Origin of the sequence: Bosea vaviloviae (assembly GCF_001741865.1) — a bacterium.
In the GTDB taxonomy this organism is placed as follows: Bacteria; Pseudomonadota; Alphaproteobacteria; order Rhizobiales; family Beijerinckiaceae; genus Allobosea; species Allobosea vaviloviae.
The window spans coordinates 2,885,666-2,908,454 of the sequence record NZ_CP017147.1 but is presented as its reverse complement, the minus strand read 5'-3'; the positions used below and the strand labels follow the sequence as shown (position 1 = coordinate 2,908,454).

The following is a 22,789-nucleotide window of genomic DNA, read 5'->3' as shown; positions in this document are numbered from 1 at the left end:
AGGACTGCCGCAAGCAGCTCCCGCGTCTTCAATTCGTATGGGGCAGCGCCGAGCCGGCCCTCCGGCCGAGCTGCACGACCGCCTCGTCGTAGAGGTCGAGCGTCTCGCGGGCGACGCGGGCGATCCTCAGATGGTCGATCCGGAACTGGCTTCGCTCGCGCCAATGACTGATCGCGTCAGGGGTTGCGATCAGCTCGGACAGCGCAGCGGCAAGCGCATCGGGATCGCGGGCCGGAACCAGCACGCCCGCTTCCCCGCCCTCCAGCAATTCGGGAATGCCATCAACCTGCGTCGCTACGATGGCGCAGCCCGCCTCCCTCGCCTCCGGCAGGACAAGCGGCGCGGGATCGGCATGAGAGGGCAACACAAAGATATCGGCGCCGCGCATCCAGGGGAAAGGATCGACCTTGCTACCTTCGAAGCGCACGGCCTCGCGGCAGGACAAACCGTCGACCATGTCGCGGTAGGTCTGCGCGTAGGGTCCATCGCCGACGATGTGCAGGCGCGCCTGCGGATGCCGGCGATGGACCAGATCGAAGGCGACGAAAAGATCGGCCAATCCCTTGCGCGGGTGCAGCCCGCCGACGAAGAGGAAGCTTGGTGAGGCGAGCGCGATCGGCGTGGTCTCGCGGTTTGCCACGCGAGCCGAGCCGATGGTGCCGTTGAGAATGACGCGCAGCTTGGCGGCCGGGATGCCGCGCCGGCGCATCGATGTGCCGACCGCGGCGCTGACCGCGATGACACGGGTCCCGAGCCCCATAAGAATCGCGCTCTTCTCGAATTCATTGTGAACCGTCGCGACCAGCGGGATACCGGCGAGCTTGCAGATCGGCCAGGCAAGCACGGCGCTGGTCATCATATGGGCATGGATGATGTCAGCGCTGAACCTGCCGACCAGTCGCCGCAGCGCCCAGGCGGACCGCAACAGTGTCGCTGCCTTGCGCCGATGGTCGATCGTGAAAACCTTGACGCCATTGCGGGCGAGCAGCGCATCGAAATCGCCACCGCTGCTGGCCACAGCGACGATATGGCCGAGCCGGCTCTGCTCGCAGGCAAGGTCGACCGCCGCGTGGACATGGCCGTTCGACTGCGTCGTGTGATTCAGCAAATGGAGGATACGCATGGGCCCATCACGATGCTCGGACCGCCAACTCGCCTGCGCTCGCGCCTCTGCGCCGCTGGGCGCGACGGCCCTGCATTTACTGTGCCGAGACCGCGGGAACGCCCCGCAGCGCCGCTTCGGCCTCTATCGTCGAGACCCTTGCCGTCGGCTGGTAATTGAAACCGCCCTGGCGCCCCAGGGATTCGATCCCGAAGGCTTTCAGGGCCTTGACCGCTTCGGCAGCGCTCTCGTCTGCTCCATTGCGATAGATCGGATAGGCGTTGTCGAGGAGTTGGCTGCCTTCGAGCCTGAGATCGCCACAAAAGAGTCCGTTCGCCGCGACATGCGCGCGGAAATCCGCCTCGGCCTGGGCGACTGACTTGCCGATATGGTTGGCGATCACCTCGACGCCGAAATACTCGCGCCCCTGCGCGCGACCGTAGAAATCGGAATACATCGTCAGGCGCTTCCAGGCGCCGTCATAGGAGAAATTGTAGATGATCTCCTCATCGAATCCGCGCGCGCCGTCGAAGCTGAAATAGAGCGCCAGCAGCGTGATCGTCTCGAGCTGCTGCGAGACCGGCAGGTTGCAGAGCGCCTGCAGTTGCGGGATCGGAATCGTCGAAACGACGCGATCGGCGACGATCGCCCGCCCCTCGCGGAACAGGACGAAACGATTGTCGAGTTTCTCGATCCGGTCGAGCTTTGCCCCCATCAGGAAGCTGACGCCACGCGCCGATAGCGTCGCGGCCGCAGTGGCGTAGAGCGCCTCGAAGCCTTCGCGCGGGCGGGCCAGCTGGCAATTGCTCGGCGGCGACGGCTTCGTTCGGCGCAGGCGGCCGAGCATGGCGCGCAGCGAAGCGTGCTCGCTGATCCATTGCATGCGCTTGCGCGCCAGTTCGATGCCGATCTGATCGGAAGCAATGCCGTAGAATCGGGTCATGTAGGCGTCGAGGCCCGAGCGCTGCAGCAGCCGGGCCCCAATCCAATGGCGGGCAAATTCGCGGGCGTTGCGCATGCGCCGTTTGAAAAGGCGGGCATAGGCCGCCGATGCCAAGATGCGAGCGACCTCGAGCGGCCCGGCGCGCAGGATGTCGTCCTTTACCGAAATCGGATATGCGGTGATGAGGCGCTGCGGATTCAGCCTTGCCCAGCGCGGCTGGATAGGCACGTAAAGTGGCAGCAGTTCCGGGAAATGCTGCAGCAGCGGCGAGTCGTCCTGGAAGATCAGGCTACCGATGTCGAAGGTGTAGTCACCCGACGACCAGTTGATGTGATTGCCGCCGATGTGCGGATATTCGTCGATGACGACGATCCGCCTGCAGCCCTGCTGTGCGAGCACCGAGGCCGAGACCAGGCCGGAGACGCCCGCGCCCAGGACAATGACGTCGCAGCGCTCGGCAGCCGTGCTGTCGGCATCCTCGATCTGCTGGATCACCTCTTCCATTGCCGAGCCTCATTGATCGGGTGTGAAAGAAGGCTAGCCCCCCTCAAGATCAGCCGAAAGCAAAACTCGCGGGCACACCGCGACCTTTCCCGCTCAATCGTGCGGCGAATGCAATCAGAATAAGCAATCGCGCTCTCGATGGGCCGCAGTAACCATCCTGAACTGGCACGGTCCCTGCTTCATCTGCGTAAGGCATGCGTTTTCGCATGCAGCTGTCGGCTCGTCACGACAGCGTCAACCATTGCGTCTGAGCACGGAGCGTATGATGCCGGGCTGGCCACATCCAAACGAGGCGGAGCTGTTGGAGGGGATCGAGCTGGTCTCGACCGACCTGTTCGACACCTTGCTGTTGCGCACGCTGCGCTCGGAGCGCGCTCGTATCGTCGGCGGTGAGCGCACATTCGCTCGCAGGCTGGCCGAACAGGGCCTGCCGGTTTCGGAGCGCTGGCTGGTCGAAGCCCGTCTGGAGGCGCAGCGGCTGGCCTATCGCGCGCTCGACATGGCGGAGCACGACGGCGAGGTCATGCTGCGCGACGTCATCGCGCGCCAGCTCGCCATTCTCGGCTTGCCGAAGACGCGAATGGCGGCGCTGTGCGAGGCGCGGCTCGCGATCGAGCTCGACATTGAAAAGGCGTCGCTACACCCTAACCTGCAACTCGCAGCACTGCTGCGCCGCTGCCGCGGAGAAGGCCGGCGCGTCATCGCGATCAGCGACATCGGACTGCCGACTTCGGTGCTCGACGCGTTGGTCAGCCATCTTCATGGCCCAGAGCTACTCGACCGGATTTATTCCAGTGCCGATCTCGGCCTGACCAAGCGGCGTGGCGAGCTCTTCCATGCCGTCCTCGCAGCGGAAGGGGTCGATGCCGGGCGGACCTTACATGTCGGCGACGATCGGCTCGCCGACCACGCCGTACCGTCCTCACTTGGCCTGCGCACGCTCCACGTCCCGCGCCCGAAGCTGAAGCGTCATCTGTCGCGCCTCCACGGCGGGGCGAACGAGCTCGGCCGCATCATCCGAAGGCGACGGGCCCATGCCGGCACGCCAGCGGGGCATGCTCGCGATCCCCATACGTTCGGGCGCGAGGTGCTCGGCCCGATCGTGGCCGAGTTCTGCCTGGCTATCTGGCTCTACGCCGACGAGGCCCGCAAGCGCGGCGACGCGGCCCTGCTGTTCTGCGCGCGCGGCGGGCTCGGCATCCGGGCGGCGTTCGAGCGGGTCGCCGAGCGGCTGAACCTGCCGCTCGCAATGCCCCGCGAGAACCTGATGATTTCGCGCCTGGTTGCGGCAAGAGCGGCCGTCATGGTCCGCAGCCCGGCGGCGCTCGACGAACTCGGGCGCGAATTCCGCGGCAGCAGCTTCGCCGACGTCGCCACCGCGTTGGGTGGCAGTCGCTATGAGCTGCTCGAGTCATGGAACGAACGATTCGTGCCAGAGCGCTTCTTCGCCATGCTCGACAGGCCGGCCGGTGCAGCCGTCACCGCCGACATCGATAGGCAGAACGCTCTCTTCCAACGCCATCTTTCCGCAGCCAGCTGCGGCGCAAAGCGGATCATCCTGTGCGACACGGGGCTGTACGGCAGCACCCAACGCCTGCTCGCAGTTGGCCTGCCGGATTTGAGCTTCGAGACCATCCAGCTCGCGCGCTGCAACTACAAGGGTCTCAGTGAAGAGCATTTTCCGCGCGTCGTCGGGCTTGCCGTCGAGCGCAGCCGCTACAGCCCCCTCGCTGTCCGGTCGACGGTGCTGCGCTATTGGCAATTAATCGAGAGCCTGTTCGAGCCGGCGATTGCGTCTGTACGATCCTTCGCCGAAGGCGCAGACGGCGCGATCATCTGCAACTCCGGCGACATTGCCTTTGGGGCCGTCGATCCTGCCGCCGGCAATCCTCTTCTGTCCGGTGCCCTCGCCTATATCGACGACGTCGACGGCGGAACGGCGATCATGGCCGATGCGGCCCGCGCCTGGCCGCGGCTCAGGCAGGCCGTCACCTGGCCGGTCGAGGCCGACCTCGCGGCGCTGGCTATCGGCGAGCGCTCCGTGGATTTCGGCCGGGCCGGCACTGTCGGAGATGGCGTCGCGCTGCCGGGCAGCGCGCTGTCCCGTCTGGCATCTATCCGCACTCAGCTTTGGCGCGAAGGCGCGATCGTGCGAGCCTTTCCGCGCTCGCGCTTGCCGTTGCTAACGGCGATCGAAGCCTTTCATGCGCTGCGCGGGCTCTCCACCGGCTTCCACCGCTGATGGGATGCCGTGCGATCCAGGCTCTTCCCAGAGCGCTCGCCGCAGGCCGAGATTTGTGGCTACGCGTGCTGCACGTTGAGGACGGATTGCCATGTTGGCGATGAAGGCCTTCCAGGGCGCTGGCTGGCTGGTAGCATCACGCTTCCTCGGCCGATTCATCGACTTCTTCACGCTATTGATCATGGCGAGGATGCTGACGCCGGCGGATTTCGGTCTGATGGCGCTCGCCTTGTCCTGCGTCGCGATCGTCGACATGGTGCTCGAGATTCCGGTGACGCAGGCGCTGGTCCGCCTACCTCATGTCGACAAGGCGCATCTCGACACCGGCTTCACGCTCGGCGCCCTACGCGGCCTCGCAATTTCCCTGGTACTGCTCGCCGTCGCCTGGCCATTCGCGTGGATCAACGGCGATCCGCAGCTCGTCCCGGTCATTCTCGCGCTCGCCTTCGCGCCGATCGCGCGCGGTCTCGCCAGCCCCGGCCTCGTCATGTTCATCCGCGAGCTCGGCTTCCTGCGCAATTTCCTGCTTGAGACCGGTGGCAAGCTCGCAGCCTTCTGTCTCGCCATCGCGACGCTGCTGTTCGGCGGTAGCTATTGGGCCCTCGTCGTAAATTTTGTCGCCGCACCCGTCTTCAGCTGCGCAATCTCCTACCTGCTCGCGCCCTATCGGCCGGCTCTGTCGCTGTCCCGACTGGCGGATTTTGCCGGTTTCGTTGGCTGGTTTACCTGCGCCCAGTTCGCCTCAGCGGTGAACTGGCAGTTCGATCGCATCCTGCTCGGGCTCGGCGGCGCCAAGGAGACGCTCGGCCGCTATGCCGTCGCGGCCGACCTGTCGGTCATGCCGACCCAGAGCCTGATCGGGCCGGCGCTGCAACCAATCATGGCCGCGTTCGCCCGGATCAAGGCGGAGGATCAGCGTCTGCGGCTCGCCTTCCTCAAGGCGGCACGCTTCAGCATGCTCGCTTCAGTGCCTTGCAGCCTGGGAATCGCACTGACGTCGGATCTGATCGTCGAGGTCCTGCTCGGCCCGAAATGGCATGGCGCCGATTGGCTGCTGAGCCTGCTGTCGCTCTCGGTGATGGCGACGCCCTATTTCCAGACGCTGTATTCGCTGAGCCTGGCGCTCGGCCGGCCCGAGGTGATCTTCCGGCTCAATCTCTATGATCTCGCCATTCGCACTCCCGCCGTGATCATCGGCTTCCTGCAATGGGGCGCCGTCGGCATGGCGGCCGCTCGGCTCGTCGCGGCTGCGATCATGGCGGCTTTCTTTCTGCGCTGGCTCCGCAATCTGCTCGCTATCGGTATCGCCGAGCAGCTCCTCAATCTCTGGAAGATTGCCGTTGCGGGGGCCGTGATGACGGCCGGCGTGCTCGGCCTGCGTGGCATCCTCCCCCCTTGGCACCTGCTGGCGCCGGCCGAACTCGCACTCGTCGCGGCACTCGGCGCATTGCTCTACGGGCTGACCCTGCTCGCCTGCGGCATGTGGCTCGCGATCGGCGCCGGGCGCCTGGAGCTCTCTGACCGTTGGTGGCGCTCACGGATTGGGGCCGACAAGCCTGGAGACGCTCGTGACCCAGAGACTTGACCATCTAGACGGGTTGCGCGGGGTTGCGGCAGTCGCGGTCGTGATCTTCCATCTGATGTCGGCCCTGACCCCGTGGCTGGTGCCGGAACAGCAGCCTGGCGCGCATTGGCTCGCCTATACGCCCCTTGCCGTTGCCTGGAACGGCACCTTCGCGGTGTCGGTGTTCTTCGTCCTGAGCGGCTTCGTCCTGACCAACGCGACGCTGCGCAAATCCGACCCGATATGGATCGACGTCCCGATCCGCTATATGCGGCTCGCGATCCCGGCGACGGCCAGCACGCTTGCGGCCTGGCTCTTGCTGAGCGTTTTCCCGACCTCTGCAACGCAACTCGCCACGCTCACCGGCAGCCGCTGGCTCGGGTGGACCTATCAGGGATCGATCCCTGGTCCGGCGGCGGCGATCTCCAACGGCATGGCCGGGGTCTTCCTGAGCGGCGGCTCGTTCTTCAACAATGTCCTGTGGACGATGCGGCCCGAGCTGCTGGGCTCGATCCTGTGCTTCGCGGCCTGCGCTTTTGCAAGACCGCGGTTCCGGCTCGCGATCACGCTCGGCAGCGCCGTGATCTTCATCGCGCTGCGGCGCTACGACTATGTCTGCTTTCCACTCGGCATCATTCTGCGCGAGGCCTGGGCTTCAGGACGATTACCATCGGCCCTGCCAATCTTCGCCATGCTTCTCGGTCTCGTGATCGGCTCGCAGAGCGGCGATGCGGCGCAGCTGCTCGGCCTGGACTGGCTGCCGGAAGCCTTGAAGCCAGATAAGAAGGGCGGCCTGCTCTATCCGATCGCCGCGACGCTGATCGTCTACGGCTGCCTCCGCTCGCGCCGGCTGGCAGCGGCTCTCTCGGGCCGGATCGGGCGATATCTCGGCGCGATCTCGTTCCCGCTGTACCTGATCCATGTGCCATTCATTTATACGATCGTGGCGGAAGCTTACATGCGCACAAACCTGCATATTTCCGCGCGTGCCGGCCTTCTGACGGGAAGCCTCGTACTGATGTTCGCCACGGCCCATGCTGCCGAGCGCTGGCTCGAGCGACCGTTTCTCGGCTTGCTCGGCCAACTGCGCGGACGACTGAGGGAATTCAAGGCCGGGCGCCGCAATGTCCATGGCGCAGCCGGCTGAGAAGACTTCGCCTTGTCGCGACGAAGTTAGTCTCAGACTGGGCCGAAGAACCGCGGCGATGTGCTGCGGCCGCCCACAGTCGCGTCACGACTTGCCACGATTGATCACGGTGCCGATGACCGTGATGCCGGCGCGCTGGAGGACACCGAGGGCGTCGTTCAATTCGTCATAGCTCGTCGCGCCCTCGGCGGCGACAAGGACGACGATGTCAGCATGGGTGGCGAGCGCAACCGCATCGGAGGACTCGCCGAGTGGCGGCAAATCGATCAGCACCTCGCCACGCTGCCTTGCCTGCGTGATGACCAGCCCCGCACGCGCATCGCGGAAGTCGACGAAGCGGTTCAGCTGCGGCGTTGCTGAGCGGATAGGAAGCAGGCGGACCCCGTCAATATTGGCAAACACGGCCTGCACCGTACTGCCGGAGGCGATCACGTCGGTCAGTGATGGTCCGGCGGGGCCACCGCCCTCTCCACGCGCCGAAGATGCATCGGCGCTGAAAACGCTAACCCGCCGGCCACGATGATGGAGCAGCTGGGCCAGGTTCATCGTCAATAGCGTAGCGCCGGCGCCCGGTCGCCAGGAGCCGATCGCCACGACTGGGCTGCCCTCGGAACGCCTCGTGGCCCAGGCGATCTCGATCGCCGTTCCCAGATCGCGGATTCCTGCCGTGAAGAAGCCGGCATGCTCGCGCGCCATCAGCATCGCGCCGTCCGAGGCCGAGGCGCTCCCCTGCTGGCGCCTACCAGCGATCTCGGGGATGACGGCGAGGCAGGACAGGCCGGTTTCACGCAGGAGATCCTGGGGACGGCGGACGCGGCGATCGAAGACCGAGGCCAGCGCCGCGACGAACACGCCGCCGAGCAGCCCGAAAACGCCTGCGAACGCCAAGATCAGGCTGCCGCGCGGAGAGGACGGGCCGAGCGGCGCCTGAGCCGCGCCGATGATCCGTGCATCGGCATCCGGGATCGGCTGCGCCGGCAGCGCGCCGGCCTTCACCGCGGCCGCAGCCGCTCCGACCTGGGTCGAGAGCGCATCGAGCCGGCCTTGAAGGAATTCGGCGCCGCTGCGTGCGGCATCGGCCTTGAACGCGACCGATTGTAGGAGATAGGCGGAAGCGGCCGCGTTCGCGACCCGGGCCGGCAGCTCTGGATCGGCCGACGAATAGCTGATCTCGAGCACATAGGACTGGCCGATGCGCCGCGCCGAGAAGCGCCGCGCGAAGTTCTCGAAGGCGTTGCGCCGCGGATCGACGCGAAGCGAGGCTTCCGCGCCCGCCTGAGCCGCGCCGGTCAATGTGGTCCAGACACTGCGAAGGGAATCACTGGCTCGGCTGGTCAGCATCTGCAGCAACCCCGGGGGTCGCGGACCCAGCTCCGGATGGTCGCTCAAGGCCAGCGCATCGAAGACCGTGCTCAACAGGCGCTCTGAGCGGATCACCTGCAGTTCGCTGTCGGCAGCGTTCAGGTCGAGCGAACTCGGTGCGGCGATCTCGCGCGCCGCACTCGGAACCTGCCGCCGCGGCTCGAGCAGTACGGTTGCAGCCGCCGTGTAGCTCGGTGGCGTCGTTCGAACATAGGCCGCCGCCGCCGCAAGACAGAGTGCGACCCAGATCGCCAGCCTGCCCTTGTGACGCAGGCCAGCGGCACCGATCGTGCGAAGCACGGCGACCGGGCCATCATTACTCTGTGACGTGAGGGGATCCTGCTGGGGCAGGATCCGGAATGACGCGCCGGATGCGCCTGGCTTTCCCAACATCATCTGAATTTTCCCCTCGGCTGCAAGGCGGCGGCGCGCTCAGGCTGCAAGCGACCGCGCAGGATGTCGGCGATCCCGAGCAGGTTGCCCCTGAGACGGCCGCGACGATCGATGAACGGCTCGGGGCGCAGCGAGCGTCCGAGATTGCTCGACATGTTCCGGAAGAGATGGTCGGCGACCTGGCCAAGCGTCATCGTGCCCTTGCGCAGCATGTAGAGCGGATTGACGATCTGCGAGTAACCGAAGCGTTCGCCCGCCATGCGGCCGCCCTTGACGCCCATGTGGACGCCTATCGCGCCGGCGGACTTGACCAGACGCCCACCGCCCTGCCGTGCCAAAGCCGCCGCGAAATCACGGTCCTCGAGCCAGCCATAGAGCACCAGCCGCTCGTCGAAGCGCAGGTCTCCGATACTAGCGAGGCGAAAGGCCATGTTGCATCCGTATGGGCTGTAAGGCTCGATCCAGGACCAGTCACTCGGCGGCGGGGCGGCAACCAGCCTCATCGCCTCTGCAAGCGAGATGCCGGGGCCGGTCGCGCCATCGGCCAGGACCCGGCCGGTGAAGGCGTCGATGCCGGCTTCGTCGCGGAACGTCTGCGCCGCCGTGGCCAGCCAGTCCTCATGGGCGACGAAGTCGTCGTCGAAGAAGGCAACGATCTCGGTGCCGCGTGGCAGATGCGCAAGCGCCGTGTTGCGCTGGGCCGCCAGCCCGGCAGGCCCGGTCAGCACCACGACATCGTTGCGGCCCTGCAGGCCGCCGGCATCGGCCGGATCGATGCAGGAGACGATGATGCTGTCGGGCTTCAGCTTCTGATGGGCGAGCAGGTGCAGGACCGTCTCCGTCGCCACCTCCGGCCGGCCACGGGTGGCAATCACAGCCGCGATGCGCGGGGCTGGAGTTGCGGGCACCGTCGGCGCAGCGCGGCGTAGTTTCGGCGACTGCGTCAGATCCAGATAGCCCTCGGCGGTGCTGCGCCAGGAGAACAGCGGCAGGCGCCCGCGGCCGCGCTCGCTCAATTCCTGCCGCAGAGCGGCCGACTCCGCCAGCATCCTGACATGCCCGACCCACGCGGCCGGGTCGGCGGGCGATGCGAGCAATGCGGCATCGCCGCAGACCTCCGGCATGCTGGCGCGATCGGACGAGACGACCGGACAGCCCCGCGCCATCGCCTCGAGGATCGGCAGGCCGAACCCCTCGGTCCAGGACGGGAAGGCGAGACAGAGCGCGCGCTCGAGCAGGAAGGCGAGGTCGTCGTCGCTGACCCGCCCCAGCAGCCTGACATTGGCGGCGTGCGGAAGCTGCTCCTCCGCGAAGATGCCGCCGCTGCCTCCAGCGATGACGACGTCGAGGCCAAGATCGGCCAGGTGCGGCGCGATCTTGACCAGGAGGGCGAGGTTTTTGTGGAGCCCACGCGAGCCCAAAGCGAGGACGAAGGGCCGCTCGGCATCGGCTCGCGCCGCCAGCAGCCCCTGAGCCCGATCCGACTTGGCAGGATCCCAGGCCAGCGCATGCTCGTGGCCATTCGGAAGCACTGCGATATCGGCGGCGCGAAGCGGCAGATGCCGCGCCAACTGCCGGGCCGAGGCCTGCGAGACGGTGGCGATCCGCGCGCTGCGGCGCGCCAGCAGCGGCTGCAATGCCCGGTATGCTGTGCGAAAGCCGCGGCCATAGCTCTCAGGCGCGGTGAAGACGTTGGCGTCGTGGATGCAGACGATCTGGTCGCCCTTCATTGCCGGCGCGGTGTTGCAGAGGTTGAGGAGCCGCCCCGGCCAAAGCCGCGGCAGTTCGATCTGCTCCCAGCCATGCCCGCTCAATCGCCCGCTGCGGACGATGTCGATCGCCTGCAGCGCCATGGCATCGGCGCCCGGTGGCGCGATCAAGGTGGCTTTTTGGCCGGCCGCCAAGAGGCTCGCATCGAGCGCCGCGACGACGTTGCGTGCGTAGCGCTGGACGCCGGTCATGTCCTGCGACAGGAAGCGGCCGTTCACCGCGAAGCTCTCTGTCATAGCCTCGCTCCGGAGACCAAAGGGACAGGCCTGGGGACGCGCGAGGCTCGCGGCCTGATCGCCGCGGCCACCGCGGCCAGCATGCAGAAGAAGAAGCCTTGATCGATGATCGGGCCGACGAGGAGGTCGCCGATGAGCAGGCCGGCGTAGCCGTTGCGCGCGGCAACCGCGATGTCGGCCTCCAGGCTCCCCGGCTGGCCACGCGGACGCGCGAAGCATTCGAAGACGAAGACCGCGTAAAAGAACGCGCCGGGGATCCCGACGCTCGCGAGCAGCGCGACGGCGAAGCTCGATGCACGGGCAGTGCCGAGCCCGACGCCGAGCCCCCAGCTGTCTAGAAAGTTCTGGAAGGAGACGACATTCCAGGAGCTGCGCTCCACGCCGGAATCGGAACTCGCCTTGTTGAGTACGACGAGATCGACATAGCCGTAGACTTTCGCAGTTACCTCCGGATCGAGCAGGAGCAACATGACCACTGCCAGCCCAATGACCGGCGCACCGAGGGCGAACATCGCGGCTTGGCGCCTGGCATTGCCCTGGACGAGCCGGGCGAAGGCAAAGCCGTAAAGCAAGAGCAGCATCATCGGCGCGCCAGCTAGTCCGGTCGAGGAGGTCGACAGGACGATCAGGACGAGCGACATCGTGGCGATCGTGCCGGTGAGCGCCGGGCGCACGCCGCAGAGCCACAAGGTTCCGGTGAAGCCGAGCACGCCGAGCGTCGAGCGCGCGAAGACCGAGGCCTCGGTATACGAGCCGACGATCCGCTTCATGCCGGCGATCTCGGAGTCGGTGTGCAGCGTATAGCGGGCATTGCGGATGAAGCCGAGGAGGTCTTGCGTTCCGGTGGCGTAGGTCGCGACATCGAGGATGGCGAAGGCAGTGTTGGCGACGCAGCAGGCGAGAAGCGCGTTGAAGACGGCCGAGAAGCCCTCACGCGTCGCGGCAACGGCCGTCAGTGTGACCAGGCAAAGCAGGGTAGTGGAGAGATAAAGGCTCTGCGTGACATTGCTGGAGACCGGCGCCAGCGGTACGGTCGAGCCCGTGTCGTCGAAGGCGGTGGTGCCGAGCGGGATGATCTCGGTCATACCGGCGAGGACGCGCGGCATCAGGAAGGCGCTGGCGACGCCATAGGCGACAAGGCAGGTGAACCAGAAGCCGGGTTCGTTTGGATGCAGCGCACGGATGGCGGCAACGGCCTCGCGGCGGTGACTGAGGACGCCAAAGGCAAGAAACACCAGCATCACATGCCCGGGCTGGATGTTGGCGGCGCCGATGAGCATGGCTGCGGCCGCCCCGAGGACTGCCACGATCGCCAGCCCGTGGACGAGCGCGCCCGTGCCCAGCATCAGGCAGACCAGTCCGATGAGGAGGGTCATCACCCCGATCGGCTCGATGCTCATGGCGCCCGCGCCTTTCGCAGCGGTGACCGCCGCCCGCCTCCGCTCCGGTCGTGCCCGCCGGCCATGGTCATTCGGCCAATACCAGCAGCGAATAGCCGCCGAGCGCGCGCACCGTCAGATCGGGGTTGAGCGAGAAGCAGAACCGGCGCGGCAAGCGCATCAATCGGCTGCTCAGCGTCTGGTTCGGCAACTCCAGTCGGCTCGCCGTATAGGCGTGGTCGACGACTTTGTAGCCGCAATCGGCCAGGGTCGCGAGCGCGGTCTCCTTGAAGAAGTAGTGCAGGTGACCGACATTTTCGCGCAGCTTGGTAATCGGCCAGCCGCGCAGCAGTGACTGCACGGAGAGATCGAGCGGGATGTGGAAGACCTTGTAGCGGCCTTTGCCGCGCAGCGCCTTGATGAAGGCGATGTAGTCCTCGACATGCTCGATCACGTCGGCAATCACGAGCAGATCGTAATCCGACGTGCCCTCTGCCGTGAAATCTCCGAGTGAGAAGGTGACCTTGTCGGTCTCCTTGTACTTGGCGCGCTGATAGGCGTGCGGCGAGATTTCGTAACCGTGGAAACGCGCCGTCGGGAAGGCCTTCGCCAGGTTGAACAGGATCTCGCCGGTCCCGCAGCCGACCTCGCACGCCTTATCGAAGCTGATCGCGTTCTTGCGCAGGATGGTCTCGATCTGTCGTGCCTTCCACGGCGAATCTTCTTCGTGCCAGCTCGGATTCAAATCGGCGTAGACTTCACTCTGGTAAATCGTCTGCATTGGATTCTTTCCGGATATCGCAAGGGGCAGCGTCGATCACGCCAAACTCTGGACCAGGGCTGGGCGTTGCTGCGCCGTCGGCATGTTCATCGAGATCGTCCCGGCCAGCGGTTTGAGCAGCTGGTTGATGTGGAGCCCCATCTGCTTCTCGAAGACCGCCGTCGAGAAATTGCGCGCATAGGCTGCGATCTCGCGCGGCTGCCAGGTGATCGCCCGCGCTCGCTCCTCGGCGTCTATGAGCGCGTCGACGCTCTGTTCATCGAAGAAGACGCCGCTCATGCCGTCGATCACCGTCTCCGTTGCGCCACCGCGGCGGAAGGCGATCACCGGCCGCCCGCTCGCCATGGCTTCGACCGGCACGATTCCGAAGTCTTCCTCGCCGGGGAAGATCAGGGCTCGGCAGCGCGAATAATGGTAGCGCAGCACGCTGAAAGGCTGTGGCCCGAGCACGGTCACGTTCGGCTTGGCGATGCGGCGCAGTTCGGCCAGCATCTCGCCGCCACCGATCACCACCAGGCGCCGGCCCGTGCGATTGAAGGCTTCGACCGCGAGCTCTGGCCGCTTGTAGCCGACGAGCTCACCGACCATCAGGCAATAATCCTCGATGAAGCCGTTCGGGAGCACTTCAAACGCATCGACGTCGACCGGGGGATGGATCACGGTCGAGGCGCGGCGATAGTAGCGGTGGAGCCGGGCGGCGACCGTCTCGGAGTTGGCGACAAAGTGATCGACGCGATTGGCCGAGACGCTGTCCCAGTTGCGTATGTAATGTGCCAGCACCGGCATGACGAAACGTGTGATCGGCCCGGAACGATTCCTGTATTCGTGGAACATGTTCCAGATGTAACGCATCGGCGAATGGCAATAGCAGATGTGCATGGCGCCCGGCGGTGGCACGATGCCCTTGGCCGGTCCGGACTCGCTGGAGATGATCAGGTCGTAGCCGCGCAGGTCGAGCTGTTCGAGCGCCAAAGGCATAAGCGGCAAATAGCGCTGATAGAGCTTCGCTGCGCGCGGCAGCCGGCCGATGAAGCTCGTCGTCACCTTGTGGCGCCGGATTTCGGCGGAGACTGCGTCGGGCACGTAGACATGGGTGAACACGTCGGCGTCCGGATACATCCGGCACAGCGCCTCGATCACTTTCTCGCCGCCGCGCATCCCAACAAGCCAGTAATGAACGATTGCGACTTTCATGGCCCGATAAACTCCAGGGAACCGACTTGGTTTGGGCGTGAATTTGCTTGGCAGGCTCGTGGCTCGGGACCGCCCCTACCGACTGCCCTTCTGCATCAGCACCGCAGGCACCGTCTTCACCAGGATTTTGGCGTCGAGTAGAAGATGCCAGTCCGAGGCATATTGGCTGTCGAGCGAGATACGGGTGGCATAGGAGCAGTCGCTGCGGCCGCTGATCTGCCAGAGGCCGGTGAGCCCCGGCGGGACCGAGAAGCAATGGCTGAAGGCCTCGCCGTAGCGCTCGCGCTCAGCCGCCACGATCGGGCGCGGTCCGACGAAGCTCATATCGCCGGAGACGATGTTGAAGAGTTGCGGCAGCTCGTCGAGACTCGAGCGCCGCAGGAACACGCCGACAGGCGTGATCCGCGGATCACGGGTCAGCTTCTGACTTTCAGCCCACTCCCGCGCTGCGGCCGGATCGGAAGCGAGCAGACGCTGGAGAGCTTCATCCGCGTCACTGGCCATGGTGCGAAACTTCCAGCAGTGGAAACTCTTGCCACTGCGGCCGATTCTTGCCTGCCGGAAGAACGCCGGACCGCCGTCGCCTGCCCTGATCAAGCCGGCGATCAGCAGCATAAGCGGCGCCAGCAGGAAGAGCAGAGTCACACCTGCCGCAAGATCGAATAGCCGCTTTACTGAAACACTCGTCGACCTGTATTCGCTTCGCAATGCACGCATAGATAGAGAGAAGGACGCCGGCAAATTTTGAGAGTCCGGGAATCGCTCCATTGCTGCACCCTACGCCTAAACCGTATCTTAATAGAATATTAACCAGACACGAATACATAACAATAGGATTTTTTGCACTGCAGCATGTTTGTTCATGACGCTTTAGAATCGACTATGACTTGGGCTTTGTCAGTAATTTTCCTGACAAACTCCATGCGATTCTGCCCCTTTCCACGGCATCTCGGCGAACGGGCCATCTAACGTGAACAGGTCTGCGGCTGCGTCCCGGTGACGCAGATGGAGGTTCGACGAGAACGTCCTGATCAATCTGAGGGAATTATTTGATCGGGCTACTGAAACCAGCCTTTGGTGATGGCGTACCGCACGATCTGTTGGCGGCTATCGATGCTCAGCTTATTGCTCGCACGCGCCTTGTAGGTTTCGGCCGATTTGGTGGTAATACCGATGCGCTCGGCCGCTTCACGAATACTGAACCCCAAGGCGATCAAGCGTAGAATTTCTTGCTCCCTATCGGTCAGGGCCGATCCGCGCCGCCTCCCCGCTGGAGTCTGCACGGCATCGGCGGCATCAAGAAAGTGGCCGCCGCGAAGGATTGTTGCGATCGCCTTGCATATGACGGAGCCGGGCGACTGTTTCAGGACATAGCCGCGCGCACCCAAACCCAGCAACTGGTGAGCCCGGGTATTATCGAGTTCTTCCGCAATGATGAGCACCCGTTGCGATGGAAGATCAGTCAAAATGCCCTCGGCCACCGAGACGCCGTTGAAACTCTCACTCACGACCGCGACATCGGGAGCGGCCTTCTCGATGACTTGTGCGAGATGGGCCGACGAATGAGCTTCCCCTATCACGTCGATATGAGGTTGCTCAGCCAGGCAAAATCGCAACCCCGCCAAGAAGATCGGGTGTTCATCCGCGAGAAAAATACGAGCAGGCCGCTCGAATGACAGCATAGGCCAACCTCCATATGGACGGGGGAGCCCGGGTACAGCCGATCGCAGATCGACTGTTGATGTCCGCGATATGCTAGTTCTGCGCACCCGCAGCGGTTGGCGGCAGCGACGAGATGATCGATTGCAGCGAGGCCCGTTCCACCCTGACGATATCTCCGGGCAGGATCGGCGACGTCTCCTCGATCGCGATTTCGTTGACCGTGCCACCTTGGCGTCGCTGAACGCTGAAGCGCATGCGCGCGAGCTGTTTTTCCTGCTGGTTCTGCAATCTCGGCGCGAGCGCGGTCGATTCGTGGATAAGCGCGCGTAGCGCGATGATTCTGTCGTCCGTCTGCTTGAGCGACAGTTGCGTTTCGCGCAATTCGCGCCCGATATCGATCTCCCGCTGGTTCTCGAAATCAGACAGCATGCGATCGATCCGGCTGATCTCCTGTTTTGCCCGGGCCGTTGCGAGCATCAGGTCAAGCGCCTGACTCTCGGATTGCGCGAGATTCTGTTCGACGGCGAGTTGGCGCGGGCTCACTGCCAGCCCCTTGCTGATCAGACCGTTGATATTGTTGAGTTCGCGCCGAACAAGATCCTGCTGACGCTGCTGTGTCACGGCCTTGGCGTCGAGCGTGCGCAATTCCTCTTCAAGCAGGGAGCGCATTTGCTGCAGGAGATCACCCTGTGACCGGGCAGCCTTGCGACGCGAGGCGAACAACGCACTTTCCTCGCGCATCGCCTGAGCGGCGCCGTCGTTCAAACTCCGGCGGATGTCATCCGAGAAGGTGATCGCCTCGGCCTTGCGTGCCTCTGCCAGAAGCCTGTCACGACGCACTTGCATGGCGAGCAATTGTGTCTGCTGCACATTGATTTCACCTTCGGCAACGATTGTCTCGCGCTCGAAGCGGCCAAGCGCGAGCTCCATGCGCTGGAATCCGCCGGCAATGGCGACCGCCTGCAGCGCGGTCATCGTCGGCCGGAAGGCGTATTCCCCGGGCTTCTCGACCGTCCCGACCACGTAGATCGGCCGGTACTGCGCGATCTCGACGGCGGCCGCCGGTGCATTCACAAGCCCGGCGGTGCCCTTCAGCCGTTCTGATATCAGCGCAGCAATCTCGGCGGGCGCCTTTCCATCAACCGAGAAAGTACCCACGACAGGCAGCGAGAGCATGCCGCTCGCACTGATGGCGAACTCGCCGCTGAGCGCCGACCATTCAAAAAGCTCGCGTGAGTTCGGCCGCCATTCCGACACCTTGATCTTCAGCCGATCCTGCGCGGCGACACGGTACTCGAACTCGCTTGCGCTGACCTGCAGGTCGCCACCAGTGGCGAGAACCAGGGGCAGCGCCGCAACTAGCAGCGCGAGCGCTCGGCCAGAGGCTCGGGCGCACTTCAGCAAAAGACGGTTAGGGAGGATGAGATGCCTCACGAAATACTCCACTGCAGAGACTTCGACTGCTCCCAAGCAAATCCTTTGCCAGTTCAGCGCGGAGCGTTAGCGCACTCTTAACCATGACGGCTCAGTCTCGTGGATATCCCTTGCGCCCCTGAAGCCTTTCGCGGGCAGAGAAGCGAAGCTATAGTCACTGGCCGATAGCGAGCCGCGAAAGCACGAGTGATGCTGATCGTCTTATTCTTCGCGGCTTTTGCCAGCGGTGCACTGACCCTCTGGCTGATGTGGGCTCACGGCTTGCTGGTGGCGTTGATCGCCACCGCCGTTGTCGCCAGCGCAATCGTCGCTGTTTTGGCTGTCGTTCTAACCGCCCTCAGGTCTCGGGCCGTGACGAGCGACGAGCAACGGCCACGCGGCGTCCTCGATATCCTCGGGCCCCGCCCGCGGCGTTGATCGGCCGCGCGACCGATTTCCTGGCACATGAATTGCTGATCATCCCCGCAAGGGTGGTTGGCGCAATCGCGCTTTGGACCGCCGCCAGCCATTGCGATGGGAGACGGGGCAATGATGCTTCCGGCGCGGTTTCGTAGTTCGCATCGAGACCGCCAGACGGATCTCGACAGGCTCGGACCGCTGTACCGGCAACTCGGGCAGGTCCTTGCCGGGATCGAACGCGAACGCACCGGGCTATCGGACCGGCTCGACGAGGCCCGCACCCGCGCGGCAGCGCTGATGGGCAATGAGGACGGCATCTATTTTGACCGTGAGCCGGCCGACGAAGCCAACCTGGTCGAGGCAGAGGCGCAGATGATGGCGGCCTTCGGCCGGCTGGAGCAATTGCAGGCGCAAACGTCGATGCTCACCGCCTGGCGCGTCGAGATCGAGGATTCGGGCGTTGGCGGCGCGCTGCGCCAGTGGGCAGGCTCGGGCGGATTGCAGTGGTTTCTGCGCATGGTGCGGGCGCGGATAGCGGCGATCAGGCGTCTCTCCCGCTTCTCCGCCTGGATGCTCCTGAGCGTCATCGTCTATGCGACGGTGTCTGGCGTCGAGCAGCGGCCATCGGTGCCGTGGCTGATGCCCGATGTCGAGCGCAGTCTTGCCTTCCTGGCCGCTGCGGCGGCGTTCGCACTCGGCTATCCTCGGCAACGGATTGCGATCTTCACCATCGGTCTTGCCGCGGTCGTCACGCTGGAGTTCGCCCAAGCTTGGGTACCGACACGCCACGGCACCTTGCACGACGTCTTGGTCAAGGCCGTTGGACTTGGCCTCGGCCTGCTGCTCGTCTCTGGTTTGGAGCGGCTCAAACCATCTGTGAGGGCCTTGTGAAGCTCCCCTTTACGCAGGCGTCGATAGTCGCCGCCGCGCCCTCCACCGAATATCGCCGATACGATTGAACCCATCGTGCTCTGTGGCGGAGCAGGATCGCGCCTTTGGCCCGCCTCGCGGGAAGCTTTTCCGAAACAGTTCATCTCGCTGGGGACATCTATCGCCGGGTGTGAGCAGCAACCGCTCCCTCGTCAGGATGCTCCGGCGAGTTCGGCGTTCACTGTGTTGAGCGACTGCCGCTCGACGCGCCCGTCGGCCGCGAGCAGGGCTCGCGCATGCGCATGCACAACCTTGTCGAGGCTGAAGCGATCGATGTAGGCGGCCCGATACTGCGCATGGCGGCGCTCGGACACGGCATGGTCGTGGTAGTACACCATCGCAGCGACGAAGCCGGCCATATCCCCCAGCGCGACGAGCCGGCCGATCCGCTCATCGATAATGATGTCGCTCGGTCCAAACTCGCAGTCGAAGGCGACTACAGGCAACCCGAACCGCAGCGCCTCGCAAATGGCGAGCGACCAGCCTTCCCAGCGTGCACCCGAGAGATAGATGTCGCTGCGCGAGAGCGGGATCGCCGGGCTCTCGGGTTGATGTTCGATCGTCACTTTACCGGCAAGGCCAAGTTCGTCGATCAAGGCACGGATCGTCGGCTCCTCTTCGCCATAGCCGACGAGAACCAGCTCGGCGTCCTCGCGTTTCTCGCAGAAGGCCGCGAAGGCGCGCAGCAGGATGTCGTAGCCCTTCTGATAAGCGAAGCGGCCGACTGTGACGAAGCGGATCGGATTGCCCGGGGATGGCGCTAGCGCCGACATGTCAAACGAGCGCACCGGATTGGGCACCCAGACATGTTCGACCCTGCTCGGGTAGTCGGTCTGGAAGGCTTCGAGCTGGCGCGGCGACGTGCCGAAGACGCGCGCGAGACGCGGCAGTACCAGAAACCGCATCGCCTCGAACAGCAGGCTCGCCTTGAGCGAGCGCCGCTCGAGCCTGGGATTTCCGTGGAGATGGAGGATGAAGCGGCGCCGGATGCCTAGGCAGCAGAGCCAGAACACCGCCGTCGGCTCGACCTGCGGCACGATCACGAGGTCGAATTGCCCATTGGCGATCGTTCGCCGGACCCGACGCAGCAGATCGAGCCGTCCCTTGGAGAAGCTCAGAATGACGTCGTATGGCCGCTGCTGGCCGATGATCTGCTCGAAGGGAGAGGTGTAGAGGACGGAGACTTCGAGATCCTGCTCATAGTTGGTGGCCAATGCCGCGCAAATCGAGTCGGTGACGCGCTCAATACCCGCGAACGACCGGGTCGGCGGCACGATGTAGAGAAGCCTGGTCTTCCTGCCCGACATCGCGCTCCCGAATTGCCATCGACCCAAGCCCGCCGGCTGGTCAGCTCTGCGGTACAGCTCTTGCAATGTCTGCGCCAAGGGATGCTTGACGTCCGGTGGCGCACACCATGCCACTACTGCGAACGGCGCCGGGATCGAAGCTTTAGCGGAGCGGCGCATGACCGGCTCGATGTTCAAGATCGCGGTGATCGTCAACTGCTACAACTACGCCGAATATGTCGAGCGCGCGATCCGCAGCGTAGTTGCGCAGAACCGCAGCGATTGCGAACTCGTCGTCATAGATGACGGCTCGACGGACGCCTCATGGGAGGTGATCAGCCGGACGGGGGTCACCGCCTACCGGATCGAGAATAGCGGCCAGCGCCGGGCCTGCGCCTTTGGTCTCGACCAGACGACGGCGCCATTCGTGTTGTTCCTCGATGCCGACGACGAGTTGGTTCCGGGCGCACTCGATACGATCGTCCCATATCTGCAACCGTCGATCGCAAAGGTGCAATTCTGCCTGAGCCGCGTCGACGGCGGCAGCACCTCCCTGGGCTCGGCGGTTCCCGAGCCCGAGCTGATTCGGGAGCCCGGCAACCTTAGGGAGCGTGTTCGCAGGACAGGCGTCTATGTCAGCCCGCCGACCTCCGGGAACGTGTTCAGGCGCGATCTCTGCGAATTGCTGCGCGACGCCGATTATGACGATGCGGTTGACGGAATCATCATTCTCGCCGCCCCCTTCTTCGGCGAGATCGTATCTCTCCCGGTGGAGCTCGGGCTTTACCGTGTCCACACCCGCAACATGTCGGGCGTGGGCCGCACGATCGACACTGACAAGATCGAACAGCACATGAAGCGCTTCGAGCACCTGATCGACCATCTCAACATGATCATGCCCAAGGATTCGAAATCGCGGCAGCTCGATGCCAAGCGAACGTTCTTTTATCTGGAGAAGAAGCTGATCCTTGCCTCGATCAACGGAGACGCCAATCGTTATTTTCAACTTCCCCGCTTGATCGGGGTCGTCGCTCAAGAATACTTCTCACTGCCCAAAAAACTCGTGCTCTCGCTGTTTCATATCCTCGTCGCCCTTCTACCCGTCAGCATGTCTCGCCATCTCATCGAAATCCGCTACCGCCCCGAGCAGCGGTCAGTTGGCGCGCTTACGAAGACGCTGGTCGGTAATGGTCATTGAGTTCAGCTCTGCGCCAATTGCAGATATTGGGAGGTGGCCCGGGACCGACGGTGCTGAGGGGAGCGACCTCGATAGCGCGGCAGGTTTGGAGTTGCTGAAGCCTGACGCCAAGATGCCGCGAGCCCGCTCAAAGGCTCCCATGCCGCTACGTCAGGCACCGGCGGAACGGTTAGCCGCTCCCGACGGGGCTTTCTCGGATCTCCGGAGGTTTCCATAACCGATCCTGTCACCGTCGGCCCGCTCGCCGGCGGAGCTGGAGCGACAACAGTCGCTGGCTTGCATCCCACGGCCAAGCGAGCATTGAGGCGCTGGAAGCGCGCAAGGCCTGAGCGCCGGCAAGAAAGGGCGAGGCGCCAAGCTCGACGGGCGCAACGTCATCCGGCTCTAGGACAATCCCGCAGCTTGCAATTGCGGCCTCAGGGCCATTTGTCATTCCGAAACGACTGCCGCCGCATAGTCGCGACAGCCGCCCATCGCCCGACAGCCGATTCCGGGAGTGGCGTTTGGCTGCATCCGGAGATTTCGCGTTGGAGACGACCCTCTATTTGCCGGTCAAGCGCTTCCTTGAAAACCTCGGCTATGCCGTGAAGGGCGAGATCGGGCGATGCGACCTTGTCGGGCTCAAGGAAGGAGACCCGTCTGTCGTCGTGATCGGGGAGCTGAAGCTGAGCTTCAACCTCGAGCTTGTCCTGCAAGGCGTGGATCGGATGAGCGTCGGTGACGAGATCTGGCTGGCCGCCCGCCTGTCGGCCGGGGGCAAGGGACGCGAGAGCGATGCCAGGTACCGCAACCTGTGCCGGCGCCTCGGCTTCGGGCTGCTCGGTGTCTCCTCCTTCGGGCGCGTCGATGTGCTGGTCTCCCCGGCGGCGCCGACGCCGCGCAAGGATCCCAAGCGCCGCTCGAAGCTCGTGGAGGAACACAAACGGCGCCAGGGAGATCCGGTCGCGGGCGGCGGCACGAAAATGCCCATCATGACCGCCTATCGGCAACAGGCGCTCGCCTGCGCCGCGGCGATGATGGCGACGCCGCTGCGGCCACGCGATCTCAAGCCGTCCTGCCCAGACGCCCAGAAGATCCTGCATCGCAATGTCTATGGCTGGTTCGAACGCGCCGATCGCGGAGTCTACGCGCTCACCGAGGCCGGTCGCGCCGCGCTGCTGAAGTGGCCGCCATCCGCGCTCGACCGAAGGCATGAAGGCCCGGTCATGGATGCGTCTGCCTAGATTCTGGAAACGGCGCGCATGATCTCCTTTCGGCGTGCCA

18 protein-coding genes and 1 pseudogene are annotated in these 22,789 nt (G+C 64.6%); 8 read left to right on the top strand and 11 right to left on the bottom strand.

Features of this window, described 5'->3' with window-relative positions:
* Positions 1 to 28 precede the first annotated feature (28 nt).
* On the bottom strand, positions 29 to 1,123 hold the full coding sequence (locus tag BHK69_RS13355; RefSeq protein ID WP_069690532.1) for a glycosyltransferase family 4 protein: 1,095 nt from the start codon (positions 1,121 to 1,123) through the stop codon (positions 29 to 31).
* A 76-nt stretch (positions 1,124 to 1,199) separates the two neighbouring features.
* Positions 1,200 to 2,549, bottom strand: a complete 1,350-nt coding sequence (locus tag BHK69_RS13350) for an FAD-dependent oxidoreductase (protein WP_069690531.1) — start codon at positions 2,547 to 2,549, stop codon at positions 1,200 to 1,202.
* Between the two features lie 523 nt (positions 2,550 to 3,072).
* On the opposite strand from BHK69_RS13350, the gene BHK69_RS13345 reads away from it, so the two are divergent.
* The 3 genes from BHK69_RS13345 (at position 3,073) to BHK69_RS13335 (ending at position 7,502) form a co-directional block, all read left to right on the top strand.
* Positions 3,073 to 4,791: a hydrolase gene (locus BHK69_RS13345; RefSeq protein ID WP_244548491.1), complete on the top strand. Its 1,719-nt coding sequence runs from the start codon at positions 3,073 to 3,075 to the stop codon at positions 4,789 to 4,791.
* 91 nt (positions 4,792 to 4,882) lie between these two features.
* A complete protein-coding gene (locus BHK69_RS13340) occupies positions 4,883 to 6,376 on the top strand; it encodes a lipopolysaccharide biosynthesis protein (RefSeq protein WP_069690530.1) in 1,494 nt (497 codons plus the stop codon).
* Positions 6,360 to 7,502: an acyltransferase family protein gene (locus tag BHK69_RS13335; RefSeq protein ID WP_158516204.1), complete on the top strand. Its 1,143-nt coding sequence runs from the start codon at positions 6,360 to 6,362 to the stop codon at positions 7,500 to 7,502. The genes BHK69_RS13340 and BHK69_RS13335 overlap by 17 nt, the downstream gene beginning before the upstream one ends.
* Before the next feature lie 84 nt (positions 7,503 to 7,586).
* On the opposite strand, the gene BHK69_RS13330 is transcribed toward BHK69_RS13335, so the two are convergent.
* The 8 genes from BHK69_RS13330 to BHK69_RS13295 form a co-directional block, all read right to left on the bottom strand.
* Positions 7,587 to 9,164, bottom strand: a complete 1,578-nt coding sequence (locus BHK69_RS13330) for a Wzz/FepE/Etk N-terminal domain-containing protein (RefSeq protein ID WP_158516203.1) — start codon at positions 9,162 to 9,164, stop codon at positions 7,587 to 7,589.
* 92 nt (positions 9,165 to 9,256) lie between these two features.
* A complete protein-coding gene (locus tag BHK69_RS13325; RefSeq protein ID WP_069690527.1) occupies positions 9,257 to 11,263 on the bottom strand; it encodes a glycosyltransferase in 2,007 nt (668 codons plus the stop codon).
* Positions 11,260 to 12,663 carry a hypothetical protein gene (locus tag BHK69_RS13320; protein WP_069690526.1) on the bottom strand — a complete coding sequence of 468 codons (1,404 nt, stop codon included), beginning with the start codon at positions 12,661 to 12,663 and terminating at the stop codon, positions 11,260 to 11,262. Before BHK69_RS13320 ends, BHK69_RS13325 begins: the two co-directional genes overlap by 4 nt.
* 67 nt (positions 12,664 to 12,730) lie before the next feature.
* Complete coding sequence (locus BHK69_RS13315; protein ID WP_069690525.1) at positions 12,731 to 13,423, bottom strand: class I SAM-dependent methyltransferase; 693 nt, start codon at positions 13,421 to 13,423, stop codon at positions 12,731 to 12,733.
* A gap of 36 nt (positions 13,424 to 13,459) precedes the next feature.
* A complete protein-coding gene (locus tag BHK69_RS13310) occupies positions 13,460 to 14,617 on the bottom strand; it encodes a glycosyltransferase (protein WP_069690524.1) in 1,158 nt (385 codons plus the stop codon).
* A gap of 75 nt (positions 14,618 to 14,692) precedes the next feature.
* Positions 14,693 to 15,334: a sugar transferase gene (locus BHK69_RS13305; protein ID WP_069690523.1), complete on the bottom strand. Its 642-nt coding sequence runs from the start codon at positions 15,332 to 15,334 to the stop codon at positions 14,693 to 14,695.
* Positions 15,335 to 15,675: 341 nt separating this feature from the next.
* Complete coding sequence (locus BHK69_RS13300) at positions 15,676 to 16,299, bottom strand: LuxR C-terminal-related transcriptional regulator (RefSeq protein ID WP_069690522.1); 624 nt, start codon at positions 16,297 to 16,299, stop codon at positions 15,676 to 15,678.
* A gap of 73 nt (positions 16,300 to 16,372) precedes the next feature.
* Positions 16,373 to 17,713 carry a polysaccharide biosynthesis/export family protein gene (locus BHK69_RS13295; RefSeq protein ID WP_158516202.1) on the bottom strand — a complete coding sequence of 447 codons (1,341 nt, stop codon included), beginning with the start codon at positions 17,711 to 17,713 and terminating at the stop codon, positions 16,373 to 16,375.
* 186 nt (positions 17,714 to 17,899) lie between these two features.
* Between BHK69_RS13295 and BHK69_RS13290 the strand changes: the two genes are divergently transcribed.
* The 3 genes and pseudogenes from BHK69_RS13290 to BHK69_RS33555 all read left to right on the top strand — a co-directional run.
* Entirely contained in the window at positions 17,900 to 18,130 is a 231-nt protein-coding gene (locus tag BHK69_RS13290; protein WP_158516201.1) for a hypothetical protein, read from the top strand.
* A gap of 111 nt (positions 18,131 to 18,241) precedes the next feature.
* Positions 18,242 to 19,003 (top strand): hypothetical protein, encoded by a 762-nt coding sequence (locus BHK69_RS31380; RefSeq protein WP_083269352.1) that lies wholly within the window; start codon positions 18,242 to 18,244, stop codon positions 19,001 to 19,003.
* A gap of 51 nt (positions 19,004 to 19,054) precedes the next feature.
* Positions 19,055 to 19,153 (top strand): annotated as a pseudogene (locus BHK69_RS33555) (sugar phosphate nucleotidyltransferase); the annotation flags it as partial.
* 41 nt (positions 19,154 to 19,194) lie between these two features.
* Here the strand turns inward: BHK69_RS33555 and BHK69_RS13280 are convergent.
* Complete coding sequence (locus BHK69_RS13280) at positions 19,195 to 20,544, bottom strand: glycosyltransferase (RefSeq protein ID WP_244548489.1); 1,350 nt, start codon at positions 20,542 to 20,544, stop codon at positions 19,195 to 19,197.
* Between BHK69_RS13280 and BHK69_RS13275 the strand changes: the two genes are divergently transcribed.
* Both BHK69_RS13275 and BHK69_RS13270 read left to right on the top strand, forming a co-directional pair.
* Complete coding sequence (locus BHK69_RS13275) at positions 20,507 to 21,526, top strand: glycosyltransferase family 2 protein (protein WP_083269347.1); 1,020 nt, start codon at positions 20,507 to 20,509, stop codon at positions 21,524 to 21,526. The two genes, BHK69_RS13280 and BHK69_RS13275, sit on opposite strands and share 38 nt — an antisense overlap.
* Before the next feature lie 527 nt (positions 21,527 to 22,053).
* Complete coding sequence (locus tag BHK69_RS13270) at positions 22,054 to 22,749, top strand: DUF2161 domain-containing phosphodiesterase (protein ID WP_069690518.1); 696 nt, start codon at positions 22,054 to 22,056, stop codon at positions 22,747 to 22,749.
* The last annotated feature ends 40 nt before the right edge of the window (positions 22,750 to 22,789 follow it).